The 24,189-nt window shown below is 47.3% G+C and carries 20 protein-coding genes, 1 tRNA gene and 1 other RNA gene; 3 read left to right on the top strand and 19 right to left on the bottom strand.

The window, feature by feature from the left end; genetic code table 11:
• Positions 1-104: 104 nt before the first annotated feature.
• The 3 genes from SIC45_RS15685 to cudC form a co-directional block, all read right to left on the bottom strand.
• Entirely contained in the window at positions 105-1,823 is a 1,719-nt protein-coding gene (locus SIC45_RS15685; RefSeq protein ID WP_319632863.1) for an ABC transporter ATP-binding protein, read from the bottom strand.
• A gap of 384 nt (positions 1,824-2,207) precedes the next feature.
• Positions 2,208-3,845 carry a sodium:solute symporter family protein gene (locus SIC45_RS15680; RefSeq protein ID WP_319632862.1) on the bottom strand — a complete coding sequence of 546 codons (1,638 nt, stop codon included), beginning with the start codon at positions 3,843-3,845 and terminating at the stop codon, positions 2,208-2,210.
• A 72-nt stretch (positions 3,846-3,917) separates the two neighbouring features.
• Positions 3,918-4,487, bottom strand: coding sequence for a choline uptake/conversion transcriptional regulator CudC (cudC, locus tag SIC45_RS15675; protein ID WP_319632861.1), 570 nt, complete (start codon positions 4,485-4,487; stop codon positions 3,918-3,920).
• Positions 4,488-4,833: 346 nt separating this feature from the next.
• Here cudC and betB point away from each other — a divergent pair, with 346 nt between their 5' ends.
• The 3 genes from betB (at position 4,834) to SIC45_RS15660 (ending at position 9,467) form a co-directional block, all read left to right on the top strand.
• Positions 4,834-6,300 (top strand): betaine-aldehyde dehydrogenase, encoded by a 1,467-nt coding sequence (gene betB, locus SIC45_RS15670; protein WP_319632860.1) that lies wholly within the window; start codon positions 4,834-4,836, stop codon positions 6,298-6,300.
• Between the two features lie 170 nt (positions 6,301-6,470).
• Positions 6,471-8,156: a choline dehydrogenase gene (gene betA / locus SIC45_RS15665; RefSeq protein ID WP_319632859.1), complete on the top strand. Its 1,686-nt coding sequence runs from the start codon at positions 6,471-6,473 to the stop codon at positions 8,154-8,156.
• Between the two features lie 102 nt (positions 8,157-8,258).
• The gene (locus SIC45_RS15660) at positions 8,259-9,467 is read left to right on the top strand and encodes an iron-containing alcohol dehydrogenase (protein WP_319632858.1); all 1,209 of its coding nucleotides are present in this window, start codon (positions 8,259-8,261) and stop codon (positions 9,465-9,467) included.
• 71 nt (positions 9,468-9,538) lie between these two features.
• Here the strand turns inward: SIC45_RS15660 and SIC45_RS15655 are convergent, their stop codons facing one another.
• The 16 genes from SIC45_RS15655 to SIC45_RS15580 all read right to left on the bottom strand — a co-directional run bounded on the left by SIC45_RS15655 (position 9,539) and on the right by SIC45_RS15580 (position 24,075).
• A complete protein-coding gene (locus tag SIC45_RS15655; protein ID WP_319632857.1) occupies positions 9,539-10,381 on the bottom strand; it encodes an aldo/keto reductase in 843 nt (280 codons plus the stop codon).
• A 191-nt stretch (positions 10,382-10,572) separates the two neighbouring features.
• A complete protein-coding gene (locus tag SIC45_RS15650) occupies positions 10,573-11,463 on the bottom strand; it encodes an ROK family protein (protein ID WP_319632856.1) in 891 nt (296 codons plus the stop codon).
• A 16-nt stretch (positions 11,464-11,479) separates the two neighbouring features.
• Positions 11,480-12,916, bottom strand: coding sequence for a glycoside hydrolase family 1 protein (locus SIC45_RS15645; protein ID WP_319632855.1), 1,437 nt, complete (start codon positions 12,914-12,916; stop codon positions 11,480-11,482).
• Positions 12,917-12,942: 26 nt separating this feature from the next.
• Positions 12,943-13,830, bottom strand: coding sequence for a carbohydrate ABC transporter permease (locus SIC45_RS15640; RefSeq protein WP_022792916.1), 888 nt, complete (start codon positions 13,828-13,830; stop codon positions 12,943-12,945).
• An 18-nt stretch (positions 13,831-13,848) separates the two neighbouring features.
• Positions 13,849-14,721 carry a carbohydrate ABC transporter permease gene (locus tag SIC45_RS15635; protein ID WP_298786858.1) on the bottom strand — a complete coding sequence of 291 codons (873 nt, stop codon included), beginning with the start codon at positions 14,719-14,721 and terminating at the stop codon, positions 13,849-13,851.
• Positions 14,722-14,814: 93 nt separating this feature from the next.
• The gene (locus SIC45_RS15630; protein WP_319632854.1) at positions 14,815-16,362 is read right to left on the bottom strand and encodes a response regulator; all 1,548 of its coding nucleotides are present in this window, start codon (positions 16,360-16,362) and stop codon (positions 14,815-14,817) included.
• Positions 16,331-18,154 (bottom strand): sensor histidine kinase, encoded by a 1,824-nt coding sequence (locus tag SIC45_RS15625; RefSeq protein WP_319632853.1) that lies wholly within the window; start codon positions 18,152-18,154, stop codon positions 16,331-16,333. The genes SIC45_RS15630 and SIC45_RS15625 overlap by 32 nt, the downstream gene beginning before the upstream one ends.
• 109 nt (positions 18,155-18,263) lie before the next feature.
• Positions 18,264-19,544 (bottom strand): ABC transporter substrate-binding protein, encoded by a 1,281-nt coding sequence (locus SIC45_RS15620; protein WP_298786852.1) that lies wholly within the window; start codon positions 19,542-19,544, stop codon positions 18,264-18,266.
• A gap of 177 nt (positions 19,545-19,721) precedes the next feature.
• Positions 19,722-19,952, bottom strand: a complete 231-nt coding sequence (locus SIC45_RS15615; RefSeq protein ID WP_298786850.1) for a YaaL family protein — start codon at positions 19,950-19,952, stop codon at positions 19,722-19,724.
• Positions 19,953-19,962: 10 nt separating this feature from the next.
• Entirely contained in the window at positions 19,963-20,559 is a 597-nt protein-coding gene (recR, locus tag SIC45_RS15610; RefSeq protein ID WP_091615138.1) for a recombination mediator RecR, read from the bottom strand.
• Between the two features lie 11 nt (positions 20,560-20,570).
• Positions 20,571-20,882 (bottom strand): YbaB/EbfC family nucleoid-associated protein, encoded by a 312-nt coding sequence (locus SIC45_RS15605; protein WP_022792923.1) that lies wholly within the window; start codon positions 20,880-20,882, stop codon positions 20,571-20,573.
• An 18-nt stretch (positions 20,883-20,900) separates the two neighbouring features.
• On the bottom strand, positions 20,901-22,652 hold the full coding sequence (dnaX, locus tag SIC45_RS15600; RefSeq protein ID WP_319632852.1) for a DNA polymerase III subunit gamma/tau: 1,752 nt from the start codon (positions 22,650-22,652) through the stop codon (positions 20,901-20,903).
• 151 nt (positions 22,653-22,803) lie between these two features.
• Positions 22,804-23,069, bottom strand: an RNA gene (gene ffs / locus SIC45_RS15595) — signal recognition particle sRNA large type.
• A gap of 87 nt (positions 23,070-23,156) precedes the next feature.
• Positions 23,157-23,327 (bottom strand): YycC family protein, encoded by a 171-nt coding sequence (locus SIC45_RS15590; RefSeq protein ID WP_298786843.1) that lies wholly within the window; start codon positions 23,325-23,327, stop codon positions 23,157-23,159.
• An 86-nt stretch (positions 23,328-23,413) separates the two neighbouring features.
• On the bottom strand, positions 23,414-23,899 hold the full coding sequence (tadA, locus tag SIC45_RS15585; RefSeq protein WP_319632851.1) for a tRNA adenosine(34) deaminase TadA: 486 nt from the start codon (positions 23,897-23,899) through the stop codon (positions 23,414-23,416).
• A gap of 83 nt (positions 23,900-23,982) precedes the next feature.
• Positions 23,983-24,075: transfer RNA gene (locus SIC45_RS15580), tRNA-Ser, on the bottom strand.
• Positions 24,076-24,189 lie beyond the last annotated feature (114 nt).

The raw sequence follows: 24,189 nt of genomic DNA, 5'->3' as shown, positions 1-24,189 counted from the left end.
ACAATCTTTCCTCTATATTTTAAAGTAGCTGACTTCCTGCTGAAGCTCCTCTGCCATGGAAGCGAGCGTTTCGGCCGCAGAGGAGATTAGGAGAGGAAAACATTTTATTGATATTCAAGCTGTACACTGTTCAGCGAAGCAAAAACGCCGTTTTTATGAATTAACTCTTCGTACGTTCCCTGCTCAGCAATACGGCCGCCGGTCACCACCACAATATTATCGGCGTGCCGGATGGTCGCAAGCCGGTGGGCAATGACAATCGTCGTCCGGTTCTCCGCCAGCTGGGTCAGCGACTGCTGAATCAAAGCCTCGGTCTCCGTGTCGAGCGCTGAGGTTGCTTCATCCAAAATTAAAATCGGCGGATTTTTCAGGAAAGCCCGGGCAATTGCAATCCGCTGCTTCTGGCCTCCGGACAGCTTTAGCCCGCGCTGGCCGATTTCTGTTTCATACCCATCCGGAAGCTCCTCCACGAAGCCGTCCAGATTCGCCAGCCGGGCGGCTTCTTCAATCTCTTCTTCTTCGGCTGTCAAGCGTCCGTACGCAATGTTTTCCTTCAGCGTGCCATTAAACAGGAATACATCCTGCTGCACCATGCCGATCTGGGAACGGAGGGATTCCTTTGTCATACTTCGTATGTCTATCCCATTAATGGTCACAGCGCCGGCATCCACATCGTAAAACCGCGGAATCAGCGAGCTGATTGTTGTCTTGCCGGCCCCGGAGGAGCCGACAAAGGCAACTGTTTTCCCCGCTTCTACCGTCACGTTCATATCCCGGAGCACCGGCTGGCTTTCATGGTACCCAAAGGTGACATCCTCTAGCTTAATATCGCCTGTAAGCACTGGCGCTTCCACTGCATCAGGACGGTCGACAATATCCTTTTCTGCATCGGTCATCTGCACGAACCGTTTAAAGCCGGCCATGCCCTTCGGGTACAGCTCTAAAATGGCGCTGATTTTTTCAATCGGCTTGAACAGCACGTTCACGTACAAAATAAAGCCGACGAACTCCCCGTTTGTAATCGCGCCCGTGTAAACGAGCCATGCCCCGTAAACGAGCACTGCCAGAATCATGAGACGGGTTGTTAAGAAAATAGTCGCCGTAGTGTGGCCCATCGTGCGGTAGCCCGACAGCTTAGCGTGGCGGTAGCGGTTGTTGTTTTTGGCAAACCGGTCGATTTCAAAGGCTTCATTTGTAAAGGACTGCACTACCCGGGCCCCGGAGACGCTGTCCTCCACCCGGGCGTTCACGTCTCCAATCTCTGCGTACATTTTTGTCCATGCTTTGTTCATCTGAATGTTCGTGTAGGTAATAAGCACGATCAAAAACGGCACAAAAACAAGCGCAACGAGGGCAAGCTGCGGGTTAATTGAAAACATGATCGTAAAAGCACCCGCAAACGTCATAATGGCAATAAATAAATCCTCCGGCCCGTGGTGGGCAAGCTCCCCTATATCAAACAGATCATTCGTGATACGGCTGATAATGTGACCGGTTTTCGTATTATCAAAAAAGCGGTACGACTGGCCCTGCACGCTCTTAAACAGCTCCCGCCGCATGTCTGTTTCAATGTTAATGCCAAGCTTATGCCCGAGGTAGTTAACGATATACTGCAGGTAGGCACTGAATAGATAGATGGCAAGCAGACCGGCGGACACCCACACGACCAGGTTCCAATCCTCCTGAGGCAGCAGGGAATCAATAAACCACTGGACCACAAGCGGGAAAACCAGATCCAAGGCTGCAACAGCAATCGCGCTGAAAAAATCAATGAAAAACAGCTGTTTATGAGGAAGGTAATAGGAATAAAAACGTTTAAGCATCAGGGTCTCCTCTTCTAATCAAATTCACGCAGAAATACTTCTTTTATTTTATAGAAATGCTGATGAAATTCAATCATTTTCTGCCTGCTTATTTCCATATAATGCAAATAACCATGAAATAATATGAAAACAGGCGCTTATCGGCATGGACAACAAATATTTGCTAAAAAACAGCATTAATTATAGCTATTCTTTTTTATGTTTAATGGACAAACAAAGGAAATATGTTAACATAGATGCACTGAACGCCGTTAGGTATGTTGACCTTCCCGAAAACTTCCTAAGCTTCAGTATACAGCTGTAGAAGCTGTTTTTCTCTGTATATGCGGCGCAGTACGCCAAAAAGCCTGAAAGCATTGCTGCTTCCAGGCTCTTTTTTTGATTTTATTTAGACGGCTGTTTTTCCAAGGCTTCGTTGTCATTCCGTTCATGAGGCATGAGAAGCGGCTTCGGCACAGCTTTTTTCTTTGTAGCTTCAGAAACAACAAATATGAGAATAAACGCGATAATCACAATCACCGTACGGAAAGGGAAAAGCACAATTCCGTCTTCAATCATTGGATACGGAAGAAAGACCGGCAGGCCGATTGCCGGCTCCCCGCCGCCAAGGCGTAAAAAGATCGATACAATAAACGCTGTAAGCGAACCATACACATTCGCATTTTTATAAAACAGGGCCATGGTCAGCTGCGGGAATAATATACAGAAAATCAAATCCGATGCAAGGTACCACAGGGTATATACACTTCCGACATTTAAAGCAATCAGCGTCGATGCTGCCCCGATAATCACAATCGAGGTCTTGATGACTTTTTTCAGTTCATTACTGGAGGCTTTCGGACGAATCAGCGGGCGGTACATATTCCATGACGCCATCGAGGAGGCGGAAAGAATCGAAGAGTCCATGGAAGACATAACGGCGGCTGCAAGTGCCCCGAGGCCGATCGCCGCTACCCATCCCGGCGTCAGATGCTGCAGCACTTCCGGCAGTACCATGGCCGCTGTTTCGGGTGCTGAAGTACCAAAGGACGCCCAGTCGACATTGTAGCCGATGATACCAATAAGAACAGCAGGGACCGCCGCAATAATACATACAACGCCGGCAATGATCGAAAACCACATCGCCGTCTTTTCATCTTTAGCGGAAAGCACGCGCTGAAAATAGACCTGCCAGGCAATGCCGCCGAAAATCAACAGAAAGGCATAGTCCCACCAGTTCCAGAAATAGCTGCCCCATTCCGGATGGTTCCATCCATCAAGCGGCGGAAAAAGGTTTGCGTAGGTGCCAAGATCCGCCTGATAATCGTTCCAGTTGACGCTCAGGCTGCCGGTGCTGCCAAAGGCAAATGGCAGTACCAGAAACAAACCGCCCAAAAGCAGAATCATCTGTAAAAGGTCTGTATAGGCCACCGCCCACATGCCGCCAAATACGGTGTAGGCGATCGCAATAATAGCTGAAATGACAATCGACGTCGTAAAATCGATCCCTAAAATCGTACCGAATGTCGTCCCGAGGGCTGTCAGAATGGCACCACTCCAGAACATTTCCCCGAGAAGGGCCGGAAGATACAACAGGCCGCCCATCTTCCTTCCAAACCGCTGCTCGAGCGGATCAATAATGGTTTTGAATTCATACCGGCGCATTTTTCTCGCATAAAAAATACCCCCAATAATTAGACTGAGGGCATAACCCCAGGGCGCCTGGGCCCACACCAGGCCGTCCACGTATGTGGATTCGGCGGTCCCGTTAATATAACCGCCGCCTACCCAGGTGGCAGCCATCGTGAAAATCATGATAACAAGCGGCAGACTCCGTTTGGCCACCATCATGTCGTCGAGGGAATCAGACTTTTTAGCGGCAAAATAGGCGCCGACATAGTACATCAACGCATAGAAAACAAGCATGGCAATAAAGCCGCTCCACATCACTTCGTCCCCCGTAGCCATTATGTAAATCAGTACGGCGGCTACCAGAAGGACGAATCCCAGACTCTTTAGTAGGTTTAAATTTTTTTCTATCATCAGCAACACCTCAAGTTTTAATAAAATTCTAAATATTGCGAAAACGTTTTCCGGAGAGATAAAGTAAAACTGTTATCTCTCTTTTTCATCGTCTTCTTCTATCGGAATATATTTAAATAATTCTCCTGTTTCCATAGACTCCACGAGACGACTCAGCCATTTGTAGTACTTGATCGACTGGCTGAGGATCCGCTGGATCTCCCGTGCTTCTTCTTTTATGGACTCTTCTGCTTCTTCCGACTGAATCAGCATGTCCAATTGTTTTCGGGCGCTTTTAATGGCGCTCAAATTCGTCCGCACTTCTCTCTCCCACTGCTGGGTAAAGAAGTTGGTGAAAAAACGGAAAAAATCCTTTTCGGCTACGTAGGTCTGCTTTCGCTTTCCGCGCCGGTGCGTTTTCTTTACAACATTGAACTCCTGAAGCTTTCGTACTCCGGTGCTCATACTCGGTTTACTCATTCCGAGTTTTTCTCTCATTTCATCCAGCGTCATATCGCCTTCCACATACATTGTCCCATACAAAGTGCCAACGCTTCTTGTGACACCGTACAAATCCATGGTTTCAGCCAGGGAATCAATGATAATGTCTTTGGCGCCTTCGAGTGACTCCCTCCATTCATCCTGGTGATGAGAATCCGTCATGGGCTCCTCCTTTTCTATTAAAAAAATTCAATTTGTTAAATATTTTCTTCACAGTTTCTAATCTTAACGTATAAAAATCTCTTGTCAAATGCCTGACTAAAAATATCAGCCGGCGGTTTTTATGTTTATTCCCCGGGAAATAAAAAGCCTTCGGATATATTCGCACGCGCGTGAAAAAGCCTTATAAATCTTTTTTAAAATTTATTTATATCGGGCTGATAACCTCGAACGCCACTAAAAATTTTCCGCCAGGTCTTTGACAAGATGTTCGAAAGCTGATAAATTTAAGTTATTCAAAACGTTAAATATTTTTTTAACAAAGTTAACAATTAGGAGGCATACACATATGGATATTCGCATGTACATTGACGGCGAATGGGTAGACGCTGCTAACGGCAAAACCCGGGACATTATTAATCCGCTTGACCAAAGCGTTATCACGCAGGCAGCGGAAGGCTCCCGTGAGGACGCTGTAAAAGCCGTACAGGCTGCCCGCCGTGCATTTGACAAAGGGCCATGGGCCTCTACAACCGCTTCGGAGCGCGGAGCTTACGTATTAAAGGTAGCCCAGCTCATTGAGCGGGATAAGGAAGAACTCGCAGAGCTCGAGACGCTCGATACAGGTAAAACAATGGGAGAAAGCCGTGCCGATATGGATGATATCGCCGGAGTATTCCATTATTTTGCCGGCCTTGCTGATAAAGACGGCGGCGAATACGTTGCTTCCCCGCTTCCAGACTCGGACAGCAAAATCGTCCGTGAGCCTGTGGGCGTATGCGGCCAGATCACCCCCTGGAACTACCCGCTGCTGCAGGCATCCTGGAAGATCGCACCGGCTATTGCGACGGGAAACACCATTATCGTAAAACCAAGTGAGATCACACCGCTTACGACCGTCAAGGTATTTCAATTGATGGAAGAAGCCGGCCTTCCGGCAGGCGTTGCCAACCTTGTGCTCGGAAAAGGCACCGACGTCGGGGCGGAGCTTTCTGAAAGCGTGGACGTGGACCTGATTTCCTTTACAGGCGGTATTGAAACCGGCCGTAAAATCATGCAGTCCGCCACCTCCAATATGAAAAAAATCGCCCTTGAGCTTGGTGGCAAAAACCCTAACATTGTTTTCGCCGATGCTGATTTCGATCTAGCCGTAGACCAGGCGCTAAACGCCGCTTTCTTCCATGCCGGACAGGTTTGTTCCGCCGGAGCACGGCTTTTGGTGGAGGAATCCATCCATGACGACTTCGTCAACGCGATCGTTGACCGGGTGAAAAACATTCGTCTCGGCAGTGGTCAGGACGAAGAAACCCAGATGGGACCGCTTATTTCCGCGGAGCACTTGAGCAAGGTCGAAAACTATATCGACATCGGTAAACAGGAAGGAGCAACCGTTGCTGTCGGCGGCGGACGTCCGGACGACGAAACGCTCCAAAAGGGATTCTTCCTTCTCCCGACGATCTTTACCGACTGCCGCTCCGACATGAGAATCGTGCAGGAAGAAATCTTCGGCCCGGTACTCACCGTGGAAACCTTCACCTCTGAAGAAGAAGCCGTAGAAAAAGCGAACGACACCGTTTACGGTCTTGCCGGCGCTACATTTACCACAGACATCAGCAAAGCAGAGCGAGTGGCCTCCGGCCTCCGTCTTGGCACTGTCTGGATCAATGACTTCCACCCGTACTTTGCGCAGGCGCCGTGGGGCGGCTACAAGCAGTCCGGCATCGGCCGTGAGCTTGGCAAGGTCGGCATGGAGGAGTACACCGAAACCAAACACATCTTCCGTAACACGAACCCGGAAGCTCTGAATTTTTTCTAGATCGACAGCAACAGATAAATACAAACTCTATAAATAATCTCTCGTTTTTTATGTTGAGTAATTATCATTTTATTAATAACTCTCTACGAAATAACATAGTTGGATCAAAAGTTATTAAATAGCTTCACACACATCGTTAAACAAAGAAAAACTTTGGGGGGGTGCACAATATGAGTGAAACATTTGACTATGTAATTATTGGTGGAGGCAGTGCAGGATCTATACTTGCGAACCGGTTAAGCGCCGATAAAAATAATAGCGTGCTTGTACTAGAAGCAGGGCGAAGTGACTATGCTTGGGACTTACTGATTCAGATGCCGGCGGCACTGCCGTTTCCAGCAGGAAAGAGTCTCTATGACTGGAAGTATCTGTCTGATCCGGAACCATACATGAACGGTCGCCGCATTAAGCATGCGCGAGGAAAAGTCCTCGGCGGTTCCAGCTCTATTAACGGAATGATTTATCAGCGCGGAAATCCTCTCGATTATGAACGATGGGGGGCAGACGAAGGTATGGAGGAGTGGAACTACGCGCACTGTCTTCCATACTTCAAGCGGTTGGAAAACGCGATGGCAGCTGAAGAAGGTGACGAGTTCCGCGGGCAGGACGGTCCGCTGAAGCTGGAACGGGGGCCAGCAACGAGTCCGTTGTTCCAGGCGTTTTTTGAATCAGCCGTAGAAGCAGGCTATACGCGCACACCGGACGTGAACGGTTACCGCCAGGAAGGATTCGGGCCGTTTGATAAGCATATCCATAAAGGCAGACGAATGTCTGCTTCCCGTGCATTTTTGCACCCGGTTATGAATCGAAAAAACCTTACAGTAAGAACCCGTGCGTTTGTTGAAAGCATAGATTTTAACGGGACAAAGGCAGAAAGTGTAACATATCAACACAATGGCAAAACGCTGAAGGTGAACGCCGGAGAGATCATTCTTTCCGGCGGCGCCATCAATTCTCCGCAGCTGCTTCAGCTTTCCGGAGTCGGGGACGCTGAACACCTGCGTTCGCTTGGAATTGAGCCGATAGCTGATCTGCCGGGTGTCGGTGAAAATCTGCAGGACCATTTGGAAGCATATATTCAGTATTCCTGCCCACAGCCGGTTTCCATGCAGCCAAGCTTGAATAAGTTGAAAATGCCTTGGATCGGTCTGCAGTGGCTGCTTGGCCGTAAAGGTCACGCAGCGTCGAATCATTTTGAAGGAGGGGGATTTGTCCGCTCTAACGAGACTGTTCCTTATCCGAATTTAATGTTCCACTTTCTCCCGGTAGCAGTACGCTATGACGGCAAGAAAGCAGATACGAAGCACGGATTCCAAGTGCACGTTGGGCCAATGTATTCTGACGCACGAGGAAGCTTGAAGATCCGCTCTAAGGATCCAAAGGAGCATCCAAGCATGGTGTACAACTATCTTTCCACGGAGCAGGATAGACGCGAGTGGGTTGAAGCGATCCGCATTTCCCGTGAAATCATGGCGCAACCAGCCATGAAACCATTCAATTCTGGAGAGATCGCTCCAGGGGACGCTGTACAAACAGACGAAGAAATTCTGGAATGGGTTGCGAATGATGCCGAAACGGCGTTGCACCCGAGCGGTACTGCGAAAATGGGACCTGCTTCAGACCCAGTGGCCGTTGTTGATCCGAAGACGATGAAAGTGCATGGAGTCGACAATCTTCGCGTAGTGGATGCCTCCGTCATGCCCTATGTGACGAACGGAAACATTCATGCACCCGTACTCATGATCGCTGAAAAAGCAGCGGATCTGATCCTTGAGCAACAGCCGCTCGAACCGATGCATACAAAATTTTATCGTCACGGCGTTGATCCGTCGGATGCAGGGACAATTAAGTCCTAAAATAAAATATAAAAAGGATTCTTTTTATCCAGCGCAGCTTTTTGTAAAAGCCCTCGCTTTGGAAAAAAGGATCTTTTTTCATTCATTAAGGAGGATTTTCCCATGAGCATGAATATGAAGGTCGAAAGCATGTTAAGCTATCACACATTTGAAGTACCTACAGCAATCAAGCACGGCATCGGTGCCATTAAACATATTGGTGAAGAAATCAAAGCCTTCGGCTCTGACAAAGTGCTGCTCCTCACAGACCCGGGCATCCATAATGCAGGCGTAACAAAGCCCGTTATCGACAATCTTGAAGCTTCCGGTGTAGAGGCTGTTCTCTTCAATAAAGTAGAGCCAAACCCTCCCGTGCGCCTGATTGAAGAGGGATCCAAATTTTACACAGCAGAAAACTGCAACGGCCTGATCGCTGTCGGCGGCGGAAGCTCAATGGACACTGCAAAGGCCATCGGCGTGGAAGCTACCCACGAAGGCTCGATTCTCGATTATGAAGCTGCTGAGGGCAAAAAGCCGCTGGAGCGCCGCATCCCGCCATTCATAACTGTACCAACAACAGCAGGCACCGGCTCTGAAGTAACCCAGTGGGCAGTAATCACAGACGAAGACCGTGAATTTAAATTTAACACCGGCGGCCCGCTCATTCCGGCATACGTAACCATTATCGATCCGGAGCTGCACGTTTCCATGCCTCCGCACGTAACTGCAATGACCGGTATTGATGCGATCGCTCACGCGGTTGAATGCTATACAATGAAATTCGCCCAGCCTGTCACAGACGCAGTGGCTCTGCTTGCGATTGAGTACGCTGCAAAATACATCCGACGCGCCTATGCCGATGGTGAAGATCTTGAAGCCCGTTACGGCATGTCCCAGGCTGCGATGCTTGCAGGCCTTTCCTACGGCAGTGAATCTGCCGGTGCTGCGCACGCCATGAGCCAGACGCTGGGCGGTATCATTCCAGTAGCACACGGCCAATGCGTCGCAGCTATGATGGGACCGGTAATGGAATACAACTGGAAAGGTGCCCCGGAACGCTTTGCACGTGTCGCCCAGGCATTTGGCATCGACACCGCACGCATGAGCACCAAGGAGGCAGCTAAAGCTTCTGTGCAGTATATGTATGATCTTGCAGAAGAGCTTGACATTCCTTCCCTCGAGGAGCAGGGCGTAAATCCTGACATGACCGAGCGTCTTGCCAAAGAAGCAATGAACGACCCGCAGACAGAGGGCAACCCTCGCGACTTGAAAGTGTCCGACTACGAGTGGATCTACAAGCGCTGCTTCCATCCGGTGCCAAAAACCGTTTAATATTATCCTTACGTAAAAGCCGGAAAGAGAGCGCTCCTCTTTCCGGCTTTTTTATATTATCCAGCGCAGATTTAAAACTCTTCATACACCGCCGGATCCTGATCATTTATGCGTCCGTACGGCTGGGTCAGTGAGGCAAGCATTTCCATCTCCCCTTCGTCGAGCGCAAAGGAAAGGATCGAAAGGTTTTCAATCTGCCGGCGGGGCGACATCGATTTTGGTATCGGTATCGTGCCCAGCTGATAATGCCAGCGAAGAATAATCTGGGATACTGTTTTATTGTGATTATTTGCTATTTTACGGAGCGTCTCATCCTGCAGCACGTCGCTCGCCTTTGCAAGCGGACTCCAGGATTCGGTCTGAATATCATGCTTTTCATGCCATTTTCTCGATTCTTCCTGGTTAAAATACGGATGCAGTTCAATTTGATTAATGCTCGGCTTCACGCCTGTCTCCTTTTCAAGATGCTCCAGATGTTCCGGCAAAAAGTTGCATACCCCGATGGAGCGGACCAGCCCCCATTTTTTGGCCTCAATCAATGCCTGCCATGCTTCAACGTAATGGCCCTGCTTCGGGTTCGGCCAATGAATCAAATATAGGTCATAGTAATCCAGCCCTGCGCGGTACAGCGACTCCTGTATTGCCGGCACGGCCTTTTCATATTCATGATAGCGTCCCGGCAGCTTGGACGTAATCCGCAGCTCCTGCCTCGGAACAGAGCTGCGCCGCACGGCCTCTCCTACTGTGCCCTCGTTTTCATAGTTGTAAGCCGTATCGATCAGACGGTAGCCTGCATGAATTGCCTGGTCCACAGCATTGGCCCCTTCGTTTCCAATCACCGCCGCTGTCCCAAAACCGATAACCGGAAGCGTCAGGCCGTCATTCAGGCGGATTTCCGGAATGGAATTATTCATCAATGACTCATCCTTTCCCTGAAAGCTCAAAATATGGTCATGCTTTTATTCGGTAGTTGTCTTCCCTTTTTGGGATGTTTATTAACCTGGATAAAGACAGAAATATAGTATTGTTTAAAGATTTTAAAAAACAAACATTCCACCACAGCGTGTACATACTGTGGTGGAATATCTAAAGTCTTATACCTGTTTCAATGCTCTCCCTGCTCACGTATAGCATGATATACTGCTCCAAGCAGATTGGAATGCTGGCGGAATTTAAAAGCTGCGATCGATGGCTTGATTTTTCCCAATGGCAGAGCTTCCATGATCCTGTCCAATTGTTCATTCACCTTTGCAATAAGATCCTCACGCGCGCTCACTCCGCCGCCAATGGTGATTAGTTCCGGGTCATACATATATTGCAGGTTGTAAATGCCTGCCGCTACATAGTAATAAAATTGCTCTACAGCAGCGGCAGCTTCCTGATCGTGCTCATCGGCAAGCCGGAACACGTCTTCTCCCGTATAGTCTGCGGGGTCTCTATGCTTCGCATTGGCAAACCGGCGTACTAATGCCTGCGTCGATGCCAGCCCGCTCCAAGTCTGGTTAAATCCCGGATGGTCTGTATTTAAAAGCATGTAGCCAAATTCACCGCCATGCAGATTATTTCCCCGGTGCAGCACTCCATCCTTAATAATCGCTCCTCCGATGCCTGTTCCAATAACGATCGACAGCATGTTCCCGACCTGGGTTCCTGCCCCTTTCCACACCTCCGCATATGCTGCACAATTCGCATCATTTTCTATATAAACCGGCAGCTGCGCTCGTTCCTGCAGCAGGTTTTTTATGTTCGGACCATGCAAATAGGGAAGAGCGCTCGAGCCTTTGATAATACCTTCTTCAGTTACTGCACCCGGTGAACTCACTGCGACTGCATGCACGGGAGAAAGTTTTTCACAAAGCTGCCCTACTGTCTCCACTAAGTCATCGACGCTGGCAGGGCTTTTGATTTTTTCTTTTAATGGCATCGTTCCCTCTTCGGTGACCAACGCATACTTCATAAAGGATCCGCCCAAGTCTATCGCTAAATACGTCTTCATTTCATCCCCCGCTCTTTTATTTATAAGGCTCTTCTTCCACCTTAAGTTTACGGGTTTTAATCACATCCTGGAACCAATAGGCAGACTTTTTCATGGTCCGGTCCCGATTGTTTTCCAGGTCGATGGAGACAAGCCCATACCGGTTCTTAAACGCATTCATCGGAGATACGTTGTCCGAAAAGGCCCACAGCATATACCCCCGGCAGTTCACACCTTCACGGACGGCTTCAAGCAGCCACGATAAATGCTCCGTAATAAACGCAATCCGGTAATCATCCTGAATGATTCCTTCCGCATTCTTAAACCGCTGTTCATTTTCCACTCCCATCCCATTTTCTGCAATGAACCATTCAATGTTTCCATACTCTTCCTTCATGCGGATCGCCATGTCATACATAATACGGGGGAAAATTTCCCATCCGCGGTAGGGATTCATTTTTTTCCCCGGAAGGTCGAAGGGGTCGTAATAGTATCTTGGGTGAAACGGAACCTGCTCATTCCAGCCAGCCGTTCGTGCCTGTACACGATGCGGGAAATACAGATTCAGCCCGACGTAATCCACCGTATAGCTGCGGATGATATCCAGGTCTTCATCGGTCGCTGTAAAGGCAATATCGTGCTTGTCCATCAGCTCATACAGCTCTTTTGGATACTCCCCCTTAATCGTTGGGTCCAGAAACATCCGGTTGAAAAACAGGTCATGCTTGTTCGCCGCCTCCTGATCATGGGGCGCTGTCGAACGGGCATATGTGACTTCCGGATTGAGGATGACACCGATCTTCGCTCCGGTCCGCTCCGCGAGCTGCTTTTCCCGGAACAGCTTCACGACACGGGCGGTCGCAAGCGTTTTATGAAAGTTCCACTGCATCCATTTTTGAGTGTTTTGTTCAAAAGGGTAGCGAATGGCATCCAAATATATGCGGGTCTGTGGCACGATAGGCTCGTTAAATGTCAGCCAATGCCTGACCCGGTCCCCGAGCCGGTCCATCACTTTTTCCGCGTATTTTTCAAACAGGTGAACAACATGCTTCGACTCCCATCCGCCGTACCGTTCAAACAGCTCGGCAGGAATTTCGTAATGCTCGAGGCAGATCATCGGCTCCACGCCCTGGGCAATTAATTCATCCACCATGCTTTCCACGTAGGAAGCATATTCTTCGTCGACAATCGCATTTTCATAGTCGGTTAAAAAACGGGACCAGTTCACGGAGGTGCGAAAATGCGTCAGGCCGATCGTTTTCATGTAGCTGATATCCTCTTTGTACCGATTTCTGAAATCGGTGGCTACAGCCGGCCCGTAGCCGTCATGCCAGACATGCCGATTGTTTTTATACCAAATATCCATATATGAATCCTGGCTCTCCTTCTTTCCGGACCAGCCCTCCGACTGCCAGGCTGAAAGTGCGGCTCCGAGCATAAAATTTTCTGGAATAGTTAATGTTTTAATAGACATATTTCGGCTCCTTCGTAGTAAAAATATCAGCCTTTTACAGCTCCCTGGGTCATGCCTTCAACGATTTGCTTTTCCATCAGCAGATAAAAAATGATTGTAGGAACCAGCACAAGGGTTAACCCCGCCATCTGAGCCGGATAATTTGTTGTATAGGCTCCAGCAAAGTTTGCCAGGCCGAGCGGCAGTGTTTGAAGCGCTTCGTCGCTGATGAGCACCAGTGCGAACGCAAATTCGTTCCAGTTATTGATGAAGTTGATAATGACTGCCGTAGCAATAGCCGGCCTTGTCATTGGCAGAATAATGGACCAAAAGATACGGAAGACCCCGCACCCATCCATAATCGCTGATTCTTCCATTTCCTTTGGAAAAGAACTCATAAAGCTGGTAAGCAAAAATACTGTGATAGGTAAATTGAATGCTACATACGGGAAAATTAATGCCCAGTATGTATTTAAAATCCCTAAATTCTGCATAAGTATATACATCGGCACAAGTGTGGCATGAATAGGGATCAAAAGGCCGATCACGAGAAAGCCATAAATGAATTTTTTACCCCGAAATTCAAACCTGGATAAAAAGTAAGCTGCCAGCGCACCGGAAAAAATAGAAATCAGCACAGCCACGGCTCCCACTAATACGCTGTTAAAGAAGAATGTACCAATATTTGCCGTCACCCAGGCATCCTGAAAGTTTTCAAACACCCAATTAGCCGGAAGGCCGAACGGGTTTAATGAAAAATCCTGGCTCGTTTTAAATGCGTTCATGATCATCCAGAAGATAGGGTATGCATTCACGATGGTGAATAAAATTAAAATAATGTATACAAGCGTCCGCCGGAGTTTTCTTTTTGTTTTCGCTACAGCATCCCGGTCTACGGTAGCCGCTTCTCTTGGTTCTGCTTTATTTCCCATCATATTTCTTTTCTCCCTTCTCTATGTTCTTTTAACACCCATTACCTTCGTCGTGATCAAAATCAGGATCAAGCTGAATACGAGAATTAAAATCGAAAGCGCGCTTCCATACCCGTAGCTAAGGCCTTCAAATGTTTCACTGTACATATAGGTGGCCATTACCTCTGTGGAATGCGCGGGCCCTCCCTGCGTCATAACATAAATCAAATCAAACGTTTTTAAGCTGCCGCTTATACACAGGACAATCGCGACTAAAATAACATTTCGTATGGAAGGGAGCGTAATGTGAATGATCTTATGCCATTCCCCTGCCCCGTCAAGCTCTGCCGCTTCAAGCAGCTCCTTGGGAATAGTCTGGAGAGCGGAAAGAAATATAATGAAATACAAACCAACAAACTGCCAGACTATCGTAATTAAAATAGCAAATATGGCGGAATCAGGGTTGCCAAGCCAGTTCTGCTGGAGAAAGCCAAGTCCTGTAGTCTCCAGTAAATTATTAAGAAGACCCTGCTCCGAGTTGTAGATCATTCTCCACGTAATGGAGATGACAACAGTCGAAATAACTACTGGCAGAAAACCGATCGTACGAAAAAACTTCGCTCCTTTAATTTTCCGGTTTAATAAAAGAGCCAGACCCAGTCCAATCGGAATTTGTCCGAGTACAGAGGCAAGCACGACTAAAATATTATTGCGCAGTGACAGCCAGAACGTAGAATCCTGAAAAGCAGTAATGTAATTTTCTATTCCGACAAAGCTCATGGCAGAAAACCCGTCCCAGGCCATAAAAGAATAGTAGAAAGAAATAAAAATCGGAATAATGCCAAATACCATATAAATGATTAATGGCAGCACCAAACCTAAACCAATTTTCCATGGACTTCTGAGTAAGTGCATTTTGTCCCACCCCTTTTTAGAAAACGCTTACATTCTGATTATAAAAGGAGTGGTGGATACAAAAAATCGACTTTTTTAACATAATATCCACATTTATTGAATATTTGTTGTATGCATAGCCCGGTACTGCGTAGGGGTCGTTCCCTTATATTTCTTGAACACCTTCACAAAATATTTATACTCGCTGTAGCCGACATATTCGGCAATCTCAAATACCCGGTTAGAAGTAGTGACCAGCAGCTCTGAGGCTTTTTCGATGCGGAGCGTATTTAAATAATCTGAAAAGCTCAATCCTGTTTCCTGCTTGAATAATATACTGAAATAATTTGGAGTAATAAAGTGATCTTCAGCGATCGTTTTTGCCTGCAGGTCGTGCTGATAATTATGCTTCATGTAGCTGAGCACCTGATCAATGATCCAATTGGTTTCTTTTCTGTTTGATAAAGCTCCGGCCATGCGAAGCATATCCTCCATGAAGAAGCTTTGAATATCCTCGGCTGTATTATAAATACGCGTATCGACGTCCTGCTGAAGCTTAAACTCGTTTATATCAAACGTCCGCTCCCGAATTTGGGAAAACACCTTGTTTTTTATTATTACTTCAAGCTCCCTCATCATACGGAATGCTGGTTCAACACCTGTATCTTTTTCAATTAATTCGTCAAATACTTCCTGTACCAGTTCTTTTGCCTCTCCAGTCCGCCCTTCCATAACAAAAACGGCCAGTTGATCCTGAAATGCTTTTGCAGCAGGCAGGGAGGGCTCCTGTATTTTTTCATCCGGTCCGGATATAGCGCTTTTAGAGGTGCCTCTGATGCTGGTTATAAATGTATCGGCTTGTTCATATAGCACTCGTATATCCTGAAAAGGGCCCGAAGCAGAGACCGCTGCATGAACGTTTATCCCTTTCTCTTCGATTTGCTTTTGCAATTTCGTTATCCGTTCCTTCTTTATTGAAGAGTCTGAGTCATCCCCGCAGCATATATATATCCATTCATTTTCATGCCTCCATACACGGGCGAATTGCTTGGTCCACCGTGCCAGATTTTCTTCAATCATCTGCATTAACTGCTCTTTCTGCCCTTCTTTTTCCATCTTTTCTTTCCCCTGGGCATACCCTTTTATTTCTGCAACCACTACGTAACAGCTTTTGTACTGTTCTTCCCACCGAATCATTTCTTCAGCTGTAACATGGTGGCGGAAAAGCTGTTTTTGCACCGCGAGCTTCAGCTTCTCCCCCGGGTCATTATGGTCGTTACCAGCATAATGTTTTTTGTGCTGAAGTCGTTTTACGATTGTTAACAGCTCTTCAATGTTAATCGGCTTCAGTAAAAAATCATTCACTCCCAGGCGGAGAGCCTGCCTGGCGTATTCAAATTCGTCATATCCACTGAACATGATCACTTCTACTCCCGGATGAAGCGCTGTCAATTCTTCTGTTAAAGCAAGCCCATCCATATTAGGCATCGTAATATCCGTAAGAACGATGTCTATTGTTTGTTCATTTAATATATCCAACGCCTCGATACCATCATAAGCTACACCTTCCACCTTCACACCGATGCTTTCCCAATCAATCGTTTGAGAAAGTCCTTCACAGATCATAGGTTCATCGTCCACGATCAGTATTTTCGTTGTCATTTTCCTCCCCCTCCTCCTGGTTGAGGTGCAATTCATTATTTTTTTCTTTTAAAACAGGAAAACGTATTTGAATATGCGTGCCTGTCTTTACCGGCACTATGTTCAAACCAAATGCCTCTCCGTACGTGTTGGTAATACGCTTCTCAATATTTTGCAGCGCAAATCCCTGACGCGATTTAGGAGAGCTGCTTTTTAACTCTTTAATATTTAAGGCTCCAATGCCAAGACCGTTGTCTATAACGTCTATAATAAGCTTCTCCTCCATCCGGTAAGCCCGGACATCGATATGGATGGTCTGCTTATTTGCCCCCATCCCATGCTCAATGCTGTTTTCAATTAAGGGCTGCACAATCATTTTCATTACCGGCACCTTCTCCAGTCCCGTTTCTACAAATAAGGAATAATGAAGTTTTGCCCCCATTCTTCGTTTTTGAAGCTCCAAATAACTCTTCGTACTCATTAATTCATCCTCAAGGTCCACCCAGGTGTTGCCCTTGCTTAACGTATGCCGGAAAATCCGGGAAAGATCTTCAATGCTTTTACCAGTGTCTGGGGCTTTTTCCAGCCTCGCTGACCATCGGATCATGTCCAGGGTGTTGTATAGAAAATGCGGATTGATCTGACTCTGCATCGCCTTCAGCTCTGATTCCTTTGTCTTAAGCTCCAATTTATATTTTGTATTAATCAGTGATTGAATTTCCTGCACCATTCGGTTGAAGCGTCTGCTTAATGTACCGATTTCATCTTTGGAAGCCACTTCCACACGGGCAGTAAAATCACCCTTTTCCACCCTTTTAATTTCTCGTGTTAAGGCTCCGATAGGCTTCAAAACAAACATGAAAAAGCCTATGATGACAAGGATACTCAAAAGAATGGTGCCAATAATAATACCGGCAGTAATGTGGCGAACGTTAGAAAGCTCTGTTGCTATATACGATTCCTTCACCATGGAGACAAGATATAAATCTTCGAGCTGCTTGGAAGAAACGTAATAATCTTCACCGTTGTAGCTGTATTTAAAGGGCTCCTCCTGTTCGTTTTTTATCCGCCGCATAAGGGTTTGGTCGGAAAAAGAGCATCCGGCGGTTTCTTTGTCTGCATGAAGCATCAATGTACCATCTTCTCTCAGTACAAATAAGTCGCTGGAGTCATTTTCCAGATCACTCATTAAATAATCATACAATTGCTGCTCATTTAGGTGGATTCGCACCTCCCCTATTGAATTCGTAAAATCATACCGGCTGTTAATCTGGCGAAACAGGCTGATCACTTTTTTCTCTTCTGCCGGAAAACCTGTCTGCACTTCATATGGATCTGTCCACAGCACGCGGCCCTCCAGTTCTCTCGAAGCCTTGATCCACTTTTTATTTTCATTTTCAATATAGTCCCCCATCATAATGGAGCGACCATTTTCCCCTTCAATAAAAACAGACTGGAAGTAGCTTTTATTTGTTAAATGGAAGGTGAAGAATGCACGCAGATTTTCATTCATGTTGCTGAATTCTTCCACCGTGGCCTCCCCGTCTTCCAAAGTCAAATACTGATAAAATTCATTATTATATATAATGTATTCCGAGATATCTTCAATCTCTCTCATTGTATTATTTAAATCAGCTTCAATGGAGGAAAGATTTTGATTGGAGGTTTCCAGTGCCTGCTGGCGCAGAATGTTGTTGGACTGATAAAAAAAGATAACGCTTACTGCTAAAATAGGAAGTGTAGCCAGACAGAGAAATATGATGGTTGATTTTGTTTTGAGACTCCAGTCCTTTACTTGAAGCTTTTTACGCACTGCATCCGCCCTCCTTTCTCTGAACAAAAAGAAGGATAAACCTGAAATTCGGTCATCCTCCTTTTACCTAGTATATACGAAATTATCTTTAACGGGCAGATAGGCTGAACTACTCTACTTCTTTTTGCAGAGCTTCACCGATTTCTTCCGGCGTTGCTTCCCCAAGTGTTAAAGCCTGGAGTTGATTTTCCAATTCATCATTTAAACTCGGTGTAAGAGTGGCGTCATACACCGGCGCATTTTCGGCTTCCTGCGTAATTTCCATCATTTCATTTATTAGCGGATCCAGTTCATCATTTGGATTTTCTACATTCGTTGGCACAATCCGGCCTACAGATTGAAGCTCTTTAAACAACTCTTCGTTGTAAAGCCATTTTAAGAATTCCTTGGCTGCTTCTTTTTTCTCGTCAGAGATATCACTGTTAATCGCGCTCGCACTTCCCATAGTATTTGAGATACTGTTACGATCCCCTAAAGGAATAGTAGTAATACCGATATCCTGATCTTCCTGTTTATTTTCGATAATTTCAGTAGCCGCCCAGTTGCCGTCCATTACCATGGCGGACTCCTCCTGCAGAAACTGGTCTATCATCTGCATGCTGTCAATCGTATTCAAATCATTATTAAACGCTTCCATGTTATTTAATTCTTCGATGACTTCAAGACCCTGAATAAACTCGGGATCAGTAAATTTTCTATCTCCATTTTCCACGTCCTCCAGGAAGTCAGGACCTGTAAATCGATCCGCTATAGTTGAAATGTAGACTGACTGCAACACCCATCCTCCTGAATTCCCAAGGGAGATTGGAGTTACCTCTTCATCCTTTAAATCTTCAATAAGCTGCAGAAATCCGTCGTAATCTTCAGGAAAGCTGTCATACCCTGCTTTACTCAGCATATCCTTGTTATAGTATATAAAATGGGTCGGGTTACTATTCACCGGTACTGCGTATGTGTTGTCTTCTATAGTAAATTCGTCAAAGGAGCCTTCCTCCAGCAAACCGCTGTCAAGCCAGTAATCTTCAATATCATCGATTGGCTCCACCGCTCCGGCTTCTACAAGCGGTCGCAGCTCTGCTCCCGGCCACACCTGGAACACATCCGGCAGGTCCCCGCCAGCGGCCCGTGTGTTCAACCTTGTACGATAATCGTCGTTCGGTGTTGTATTTACATCCAGTTGAATATCCTCATGCTCATCATTGAATTTATTTACTACTTCCATGAATGCTTCAAAGTCAGGGCGGCCTGTATCAGCCGATTTCCAGTAGCTGAGCGTGACCACATCGTCATCTCCGCCGCTGCCGCTGTCATTTCCGCAGGCAGCCAGCCCCCCAAGTGCCAGTACGCCAGCCAATGAAGCCGCCACCGGCTTTTTCCATGTACTCCCCATGATTTATCCCCCTCATTAATGTAATCGCTTTCAAAAACAATCGTATCATCTGCCTTTCCATGAAGTAATATAACAAAATTTGAATAATATCTACTTTCTTAATCTGAGTGTTTCCTATTATGTAAAAAGCCGCTCCAGGTTCTGGGCATACCAGAAGCCTAAAACGGCTTGTTTGTATTAATGTCCGGTAAACGGACTCGTTTTTACTTCATATCTCTGATGTCTTGCTTCTTTGAGCAAAAAAACGTATTTGGCCTGATGAATTTTGAACTGAATCGTAAGCTCTTCCGATGGCTCCACGCTTTTGTTCAACAGCTGCTGGTACTGCTCCATTTTTTCCTTCGCAGCGTAAATATGGTCCTTCAGCCGTTCGAGCTCCTGTTTTTTCAGCTTTTTTTTCAGTGGCATACAGATCCCCCTACAGCTCGCGACGTCCTTCAATCGCTTTTGATAATGTTACTTCATCAGCGTATTCCAGGTCTCCGCCGATCGGCAGGCCATGAGCAATTCTTGTCACCTTCATGCCGGTCGGCTTCAGCAGCTTCGAAATATACATGGCTGTAGCTTCTCCCTCGATCGTAGGGTTCGTCGCGATGATCACTTCCTGAATCTGCTCATCCTGCAGCCGGGTCAACAGATCCGGCACGTTAATGTCCTCAGGCCCGACGCCGTCCATAGGGGAAATCGCCCCGTGCAGCACGTGGTACAGCCCTGAAAACTCCCGCATTTTTTCCATCGCTATAACGTCTTTGACGTCCTGCACGACGCACACAATAGAGCGGTCGCGCTGCTTATCCTGACAGATATAACACGGATCCGTATCAGTAATATGGTGGCAGACCGAACAATACGTAAGCTCCCGCTTTGCGTTAACAAGCGCTTTAGCAAACTCGAGAACATCGTCTTCTTTCATATCTAATACATAAAAGGCCAGCCGGCCAGCCGTTTTCGGGCCGATGCCGGGCAGCTTCATAAAGCTGTCGATTAATTGCGAAATAGGTGTCGGATACTGCACCTGATCTCCTCCTAGAACATTCCGGGAATGTTCATTCCTTTAGTAAATTTCCCCATGTCCTGCTCAACGAGCTCATCCACCTTCTTCAGCGCTTCGTTCATTGCTGCAAGCATGAGGTCCTGAAGCATTTCCACATCGTCCGGATCGACAACATCTTCGTCAATCTCAATGTCTAAAATCTGCTTGTCTCCGGAAGCCACTACTTTTACCGCTCCGCCGCCGGCTGTTGCTTCTACTGATTTTTCCTTCAGTTCTTCCTGAGCCTTCTGCATATCCTTCTGCATTTTCTGCATCTGCTTCATCATATTTGCCTGGTTTTTCATTATAAATTCCTCCTCATATTAGTGATCCACAACTTCGACAAATTCAGAGCCGAAGCGCTTCACTGCTTCATCCACCAGTGGATCCGGCGGCTCTTCCTGCGAATTTTCCGGAGCTTCGGATTCTTCGTCCTCGGCTTCTTCTGTACCGTTTTCCTGCTGAGTCTGCTTATACTCTTCTTTAACCCTTTCCCATTCGTTCGAAAGAATCGTGTACGGCTCCAATTCTTTTCCTGTAATTTCCCGAAGGGCGTCGATAACTTCCTGGCGGAACTTTGTTTCAATCATATTGCGGTGCATTTCGTTTTTAAAAGCCAAAAGTACGGCTGTCTCATTCACAATCACTGGTTTGGAGTTGTTCAGCCAGGCGTGGCCGGGTACGCTTTTCTCCCGCATCGCATTCATCACGCTGTGCCATTGGTTGGCCAGATCCTGCAGGTCCTGCTTTGTCGCTGTTTTTAGGATCTCTCTGACTTTACCCTGGGACGGAGAAGAAGAAGCTCCTTTTTTGGAAGCACGCCTGGCCGGCTCCGGATTAGGCTCTTCGGCTGCAGGGGCTTCCTGAACCGGAGCTGCCGGCGGCGCCGGTGTTTCTTTCAATGCTTTCTCAAGCGACGCAATGCGGTTTTCCAGACGCGCAGCTCTGTCATCTGAAATACTGCTTTCTGCCGCTGGCGCGGTAGTACCGGCAGAGGCATGGCAGGACTGAATCAGCGCAACCTCCAGAAAGATTTTAGGATGGCTCGACCAGCGCATATCCTGATGGATTTTATTTAACTGATCAATCATCTGATAAATCCATTCTGCCGGGACGTCAGAAGACAGGGATTCAAACTCCTGGTCGAGCGTGGCCCGGTCCAGCAGCTCCTGCATCCCCGGCGCTGCCTGATGCAGCAGCATATCCCGGAGATAGTAGATAATGTCTTCCATAAAGCGAACAGGATCTTTGCCTTCCTTTACCAGGCGGTCGGCTGCCTGAACAGCTTCGGCTGTATTCTGCTCCTTCAATGCCCGCACAGTATCTGTCAAAAACTGCTGCGACACGGCTCCGGTGATCGCCAGTACGTCCTCTGCCTGCACCGCTTCCTCAGCAAACGACATGGCCTGGTCAAGCAGGCTGAGCGCATCCCTCATTCCACCTTCGGCCGCCCGGGCAATCAGGTAGAGCGCCTGTTCCTCCGCCGACTCCTGCTGCTCATCGAGTATATATTTCATGCGTTCGACCAGAGTCTCGGGCTGGATACGCTTAAAATCAAAACGCTGACAGCGGGAAACAATCGTAAGCGGAATTTTGTGCGGCTCCGTCGTCGCCAAAATAAAAACAGCATGCTTCGGAGGCTCTTCCAATGTTTTCAGCAGCGCATTGAAAGCCCCGGTCGACAGCATGTGCACCTCATCAATAATATACACTTTATAACGGATATCCCTCGGAGCGGCGATCACGTTTTCGCGGATATAACGAATTTCATCCACCCCGTTATTGGAGGCAGCGTCAATTTCTATTACATCCACAACGGAACCGTCCATGATCCCTCTGCAGGCATCACATTCGTTACATGGTTCAGCTGTCGGAGCCTGCACACAGTTAATCGCTTTGGCGAAAATCTTAGCGGCACTCGTTTTTCCTGTTCCCCGTGGGCCGCTGAATAAGTAAGCATGGGAGAATTTTTCCTGAACGAGGGCGTTTTGAAGCGTTTTTGTAATATGTTCCTGACCTACTACGTCTTCAAGCAGCTGCGGCCGCCACATCCGGTATAAAGCTTGATGGCCCAACCATATTCCCCCCTTCTTTTCCGTTTCTTCCTCTATTCATTATACCTATTTATAAAGGTATTTTCAAAACTCAAACAACCTGAGGAGGCATGCAAATATAAAAATAAAACGACCCCTGAGACGGAATCGTTTAACTGATATGTTTATAGAGCCGTGCACCTTTCTTCGACAATATTTTCATAAGCGTTACCTGCGCAGTTTGCTCGGTCCAGGCAGCTCTGCGGCACACGGAAGAGTCCGCTTACTGCTGCTTCCTTCCGGACCTGACAGGGTTCGCGGGTTTCCGTTGCGCAGAACCTGGACGTCAACACCACTTACGCAGGGCAGACCCTACAAAAATAAAGCCTCGGAAAGGGATTCGGTCTTGCTATAGCGGATTGCAAGTACAGGGCACCGCTACCTCCCCACTTAGCACGGCAAATGGATTCACTCTATTTAGGCACTTCTTATCGAAGCGCATTAATAAGTATATCTATTTTTTCAGCATTATGCAACCGGTGAGGTTCAATCAGCAGACATAGATTTATATGGACCTTTACCGACTTCTTTTTCTTCCCACTCGGCAATTTTTTCTTTAATCAGATGAGGCGGTGTATGCATGATTTGCTCAGCCGGGACATTCAGCTTTTCAGATAGCTTCTGCGCCGTTTCCACGGTAAATTGATTTGAACGCACTGGAAAACCCCCTGTTTATTCAATAATTTTGTTAAATATAGCATGACCTGCTTCTATATTCCAAATAGAATTAAACGACTGTAAAGCTATTCCCCGTTTTTCTGCTGCTTATTCTTTTTCTTCTCTCTCATTCGCCTAAAAAATGAAGTGAGAAGGCTTGCACAGGCGGCGCTTTCAACTTCAGGGGTGACGTCGCAGCGATGATTAAAGCGTTCCTCCTGAAGAAGGTTCATCAGCGTCCCAGCACAGCCTGCCTTTGGGTCATACGCTCCAAAAACGACGGAAGGCACCCGGGACTGCACAATAGCCCCTGCGCACATCGGGCACGGCTCAAGCGTAACGTAAAGCGTACACTCTTCAAGCCGCCAGCTTTTTAAAAACGTACAGGCTTCCTGAATAGCAATCATCTCAGCATGAGCAGACGCCTGCTGATCTTCCTCCCGCCTGTTCCGTCCCCGTCCGATCACTTCATTTTGATAAACGATAACCGCCCCGATTGGCACTTCCCCTGCTGCTTCTGCCTGCTCTGCTTCGCGGATGGCTTCCTGCATCCAATATGTATGTAGATCCATTACCGTCTGCCCTCTTTTCACTCGTAACGGATAGTGGCGTTAAAAAAAACTGCCGTCTGGGGCAGTTCTCACTGGTAAATTAATGGCGGAGGAGGAGGGATTCGAACCCCCGCGGGCCGCAAAGCCCCTGGCGGTTTTCAAGACCGCTCCCTTCAGCCAGACTTGGGTACTCCTCCGTGCTGAAAAATATGTAGCTTGGTGACTGACAACGATAATCATAGCACAGGCCCAACCTTTGATCAACCCATACAGCAAGAAATTTTCCCCGTCCCTCTATGGCTTACGGAACG

Source organism: Marinococcus sp. PL1-022, from assembly GCF_033845285.1.
In the GTDB taxonomy this organism is placed as follows: domain Bacteria; phylum Bacillota; class Bacilli; order Bacillales; family Marinococcaceae; genus Marinococcus.
This window is presented reverse-complemented; position numbering and strand designations above follow the sequence as displayed.

Bases quoted from the DNA above. Each gene is read 5' to 3' on its own strand.
- SIC45_RS15685 (WP_319632863.1), bottom strand. From the start codon at position 1,823: ATGCTTAAACGTTTTTATTCCTATTACCTTCCTCATAAACAGCTGTTT.
- SIC45_RS15680 (WP_319632862.1), bottom strand. From the start codon at position 3,845: ATGATAGAAAAAAATTTAAACCTACTAAAGAGTCTGGGATTCGTCCTT.
- cudC (WP_319632861.1), bottom strand. From the start codon at position 4,487: ATGACGGATTCTCATCACCAGGATGAATGGAGGGAGTCACTCGAAGGC.
- betB (WP_319632860.1), top strand. From the start codon at position 4,834: ATGGATATTCGCATGTACATTGACGGCGAATGGGTAGACGCTGCTAAC.
- betA (WP_319632859.1), top strand. From the start codon at position 6,471: ATGAGTGAAACATTTGACTATGTAATTATTGGTGGAGGCAGTGCAGGA.
- SIC45_RS15660 (WP_319632858.1), top strand. From the start codon at position 8,259: ATGAGCATGAATATGAAGGTCGAAAGCATGTTAAGCTATCACACATTT.
- SIC45_RS15655 (WP_319632857.1), bottom strand. From the start codon at position 10,381: ATGAATAATTCCATTCCGGAAATCCGCCTGAATGACGGCCTGACGCTT.
- SIC45_RS15650 (WP_319632856.1), bottom strand. From the start codon at position 11,463: ATGAAGACGTATTTAGCGATAGACTTGGGCGGATCCTTTATGAAGTAT.
- SIC45_RS15645 (WP_319632855.1), bottom strand. From the start codon at position 12,916: ATGTCTATTAAAACATTAACTATTCCAGAAAATTTTATGCTCGGAGCC.
- SIC45_RS15640 (WP_022792916.1), bottom strand. From the start codon at position 13,830: ATGATGGGAAATAAAGCAGAACCAAGAGAAGCGGCTACCGTAGACCGG.
- SIC45_RS15635 (WP_298786858.1), bottom strand. From the start codon at position 14,721: ATGCACTTACTCAGAAGTCCATGGAAAATTGGTTTAGGTTTGGTGCTG.
- SIC45_RS15630 (WP_319632854.1), bottom strand. From the start codon at position 16,362: ATGACAACGAAAATACTGATCGTGGACGATGAACCTATGATCTGTGAA.
- SIC45_RS15620 (WP_298786852.1), bottom strand. From the start codon at position 19,544: ATGGGGAGTACATGGAAAAAGCCGGTGGCGGCTTCATTGGCTGGCGTA.
- SIC45_RS15615 (WP_298786850.1), bottom strand. From the start codon at position 19,952: ATGCCACTGAAAAAAAAGCTGAAAAAACAGGAGCTCGAACGGCTGAAG.
- SIC45_RS15605 (WP_022792923.1), bottom strand. From the start codon at position 20,882: ATGAAAAACCAGGCAAATATGATGAAGCAGATGCAGAAAATGCAGAAG.
- tadA (WP_319632851.1), bottom strand. From the start codon at position 23,899: ATGGATCTACATACATATTGGATGCAGGAAGCCATCCGCGAAGCAGAG.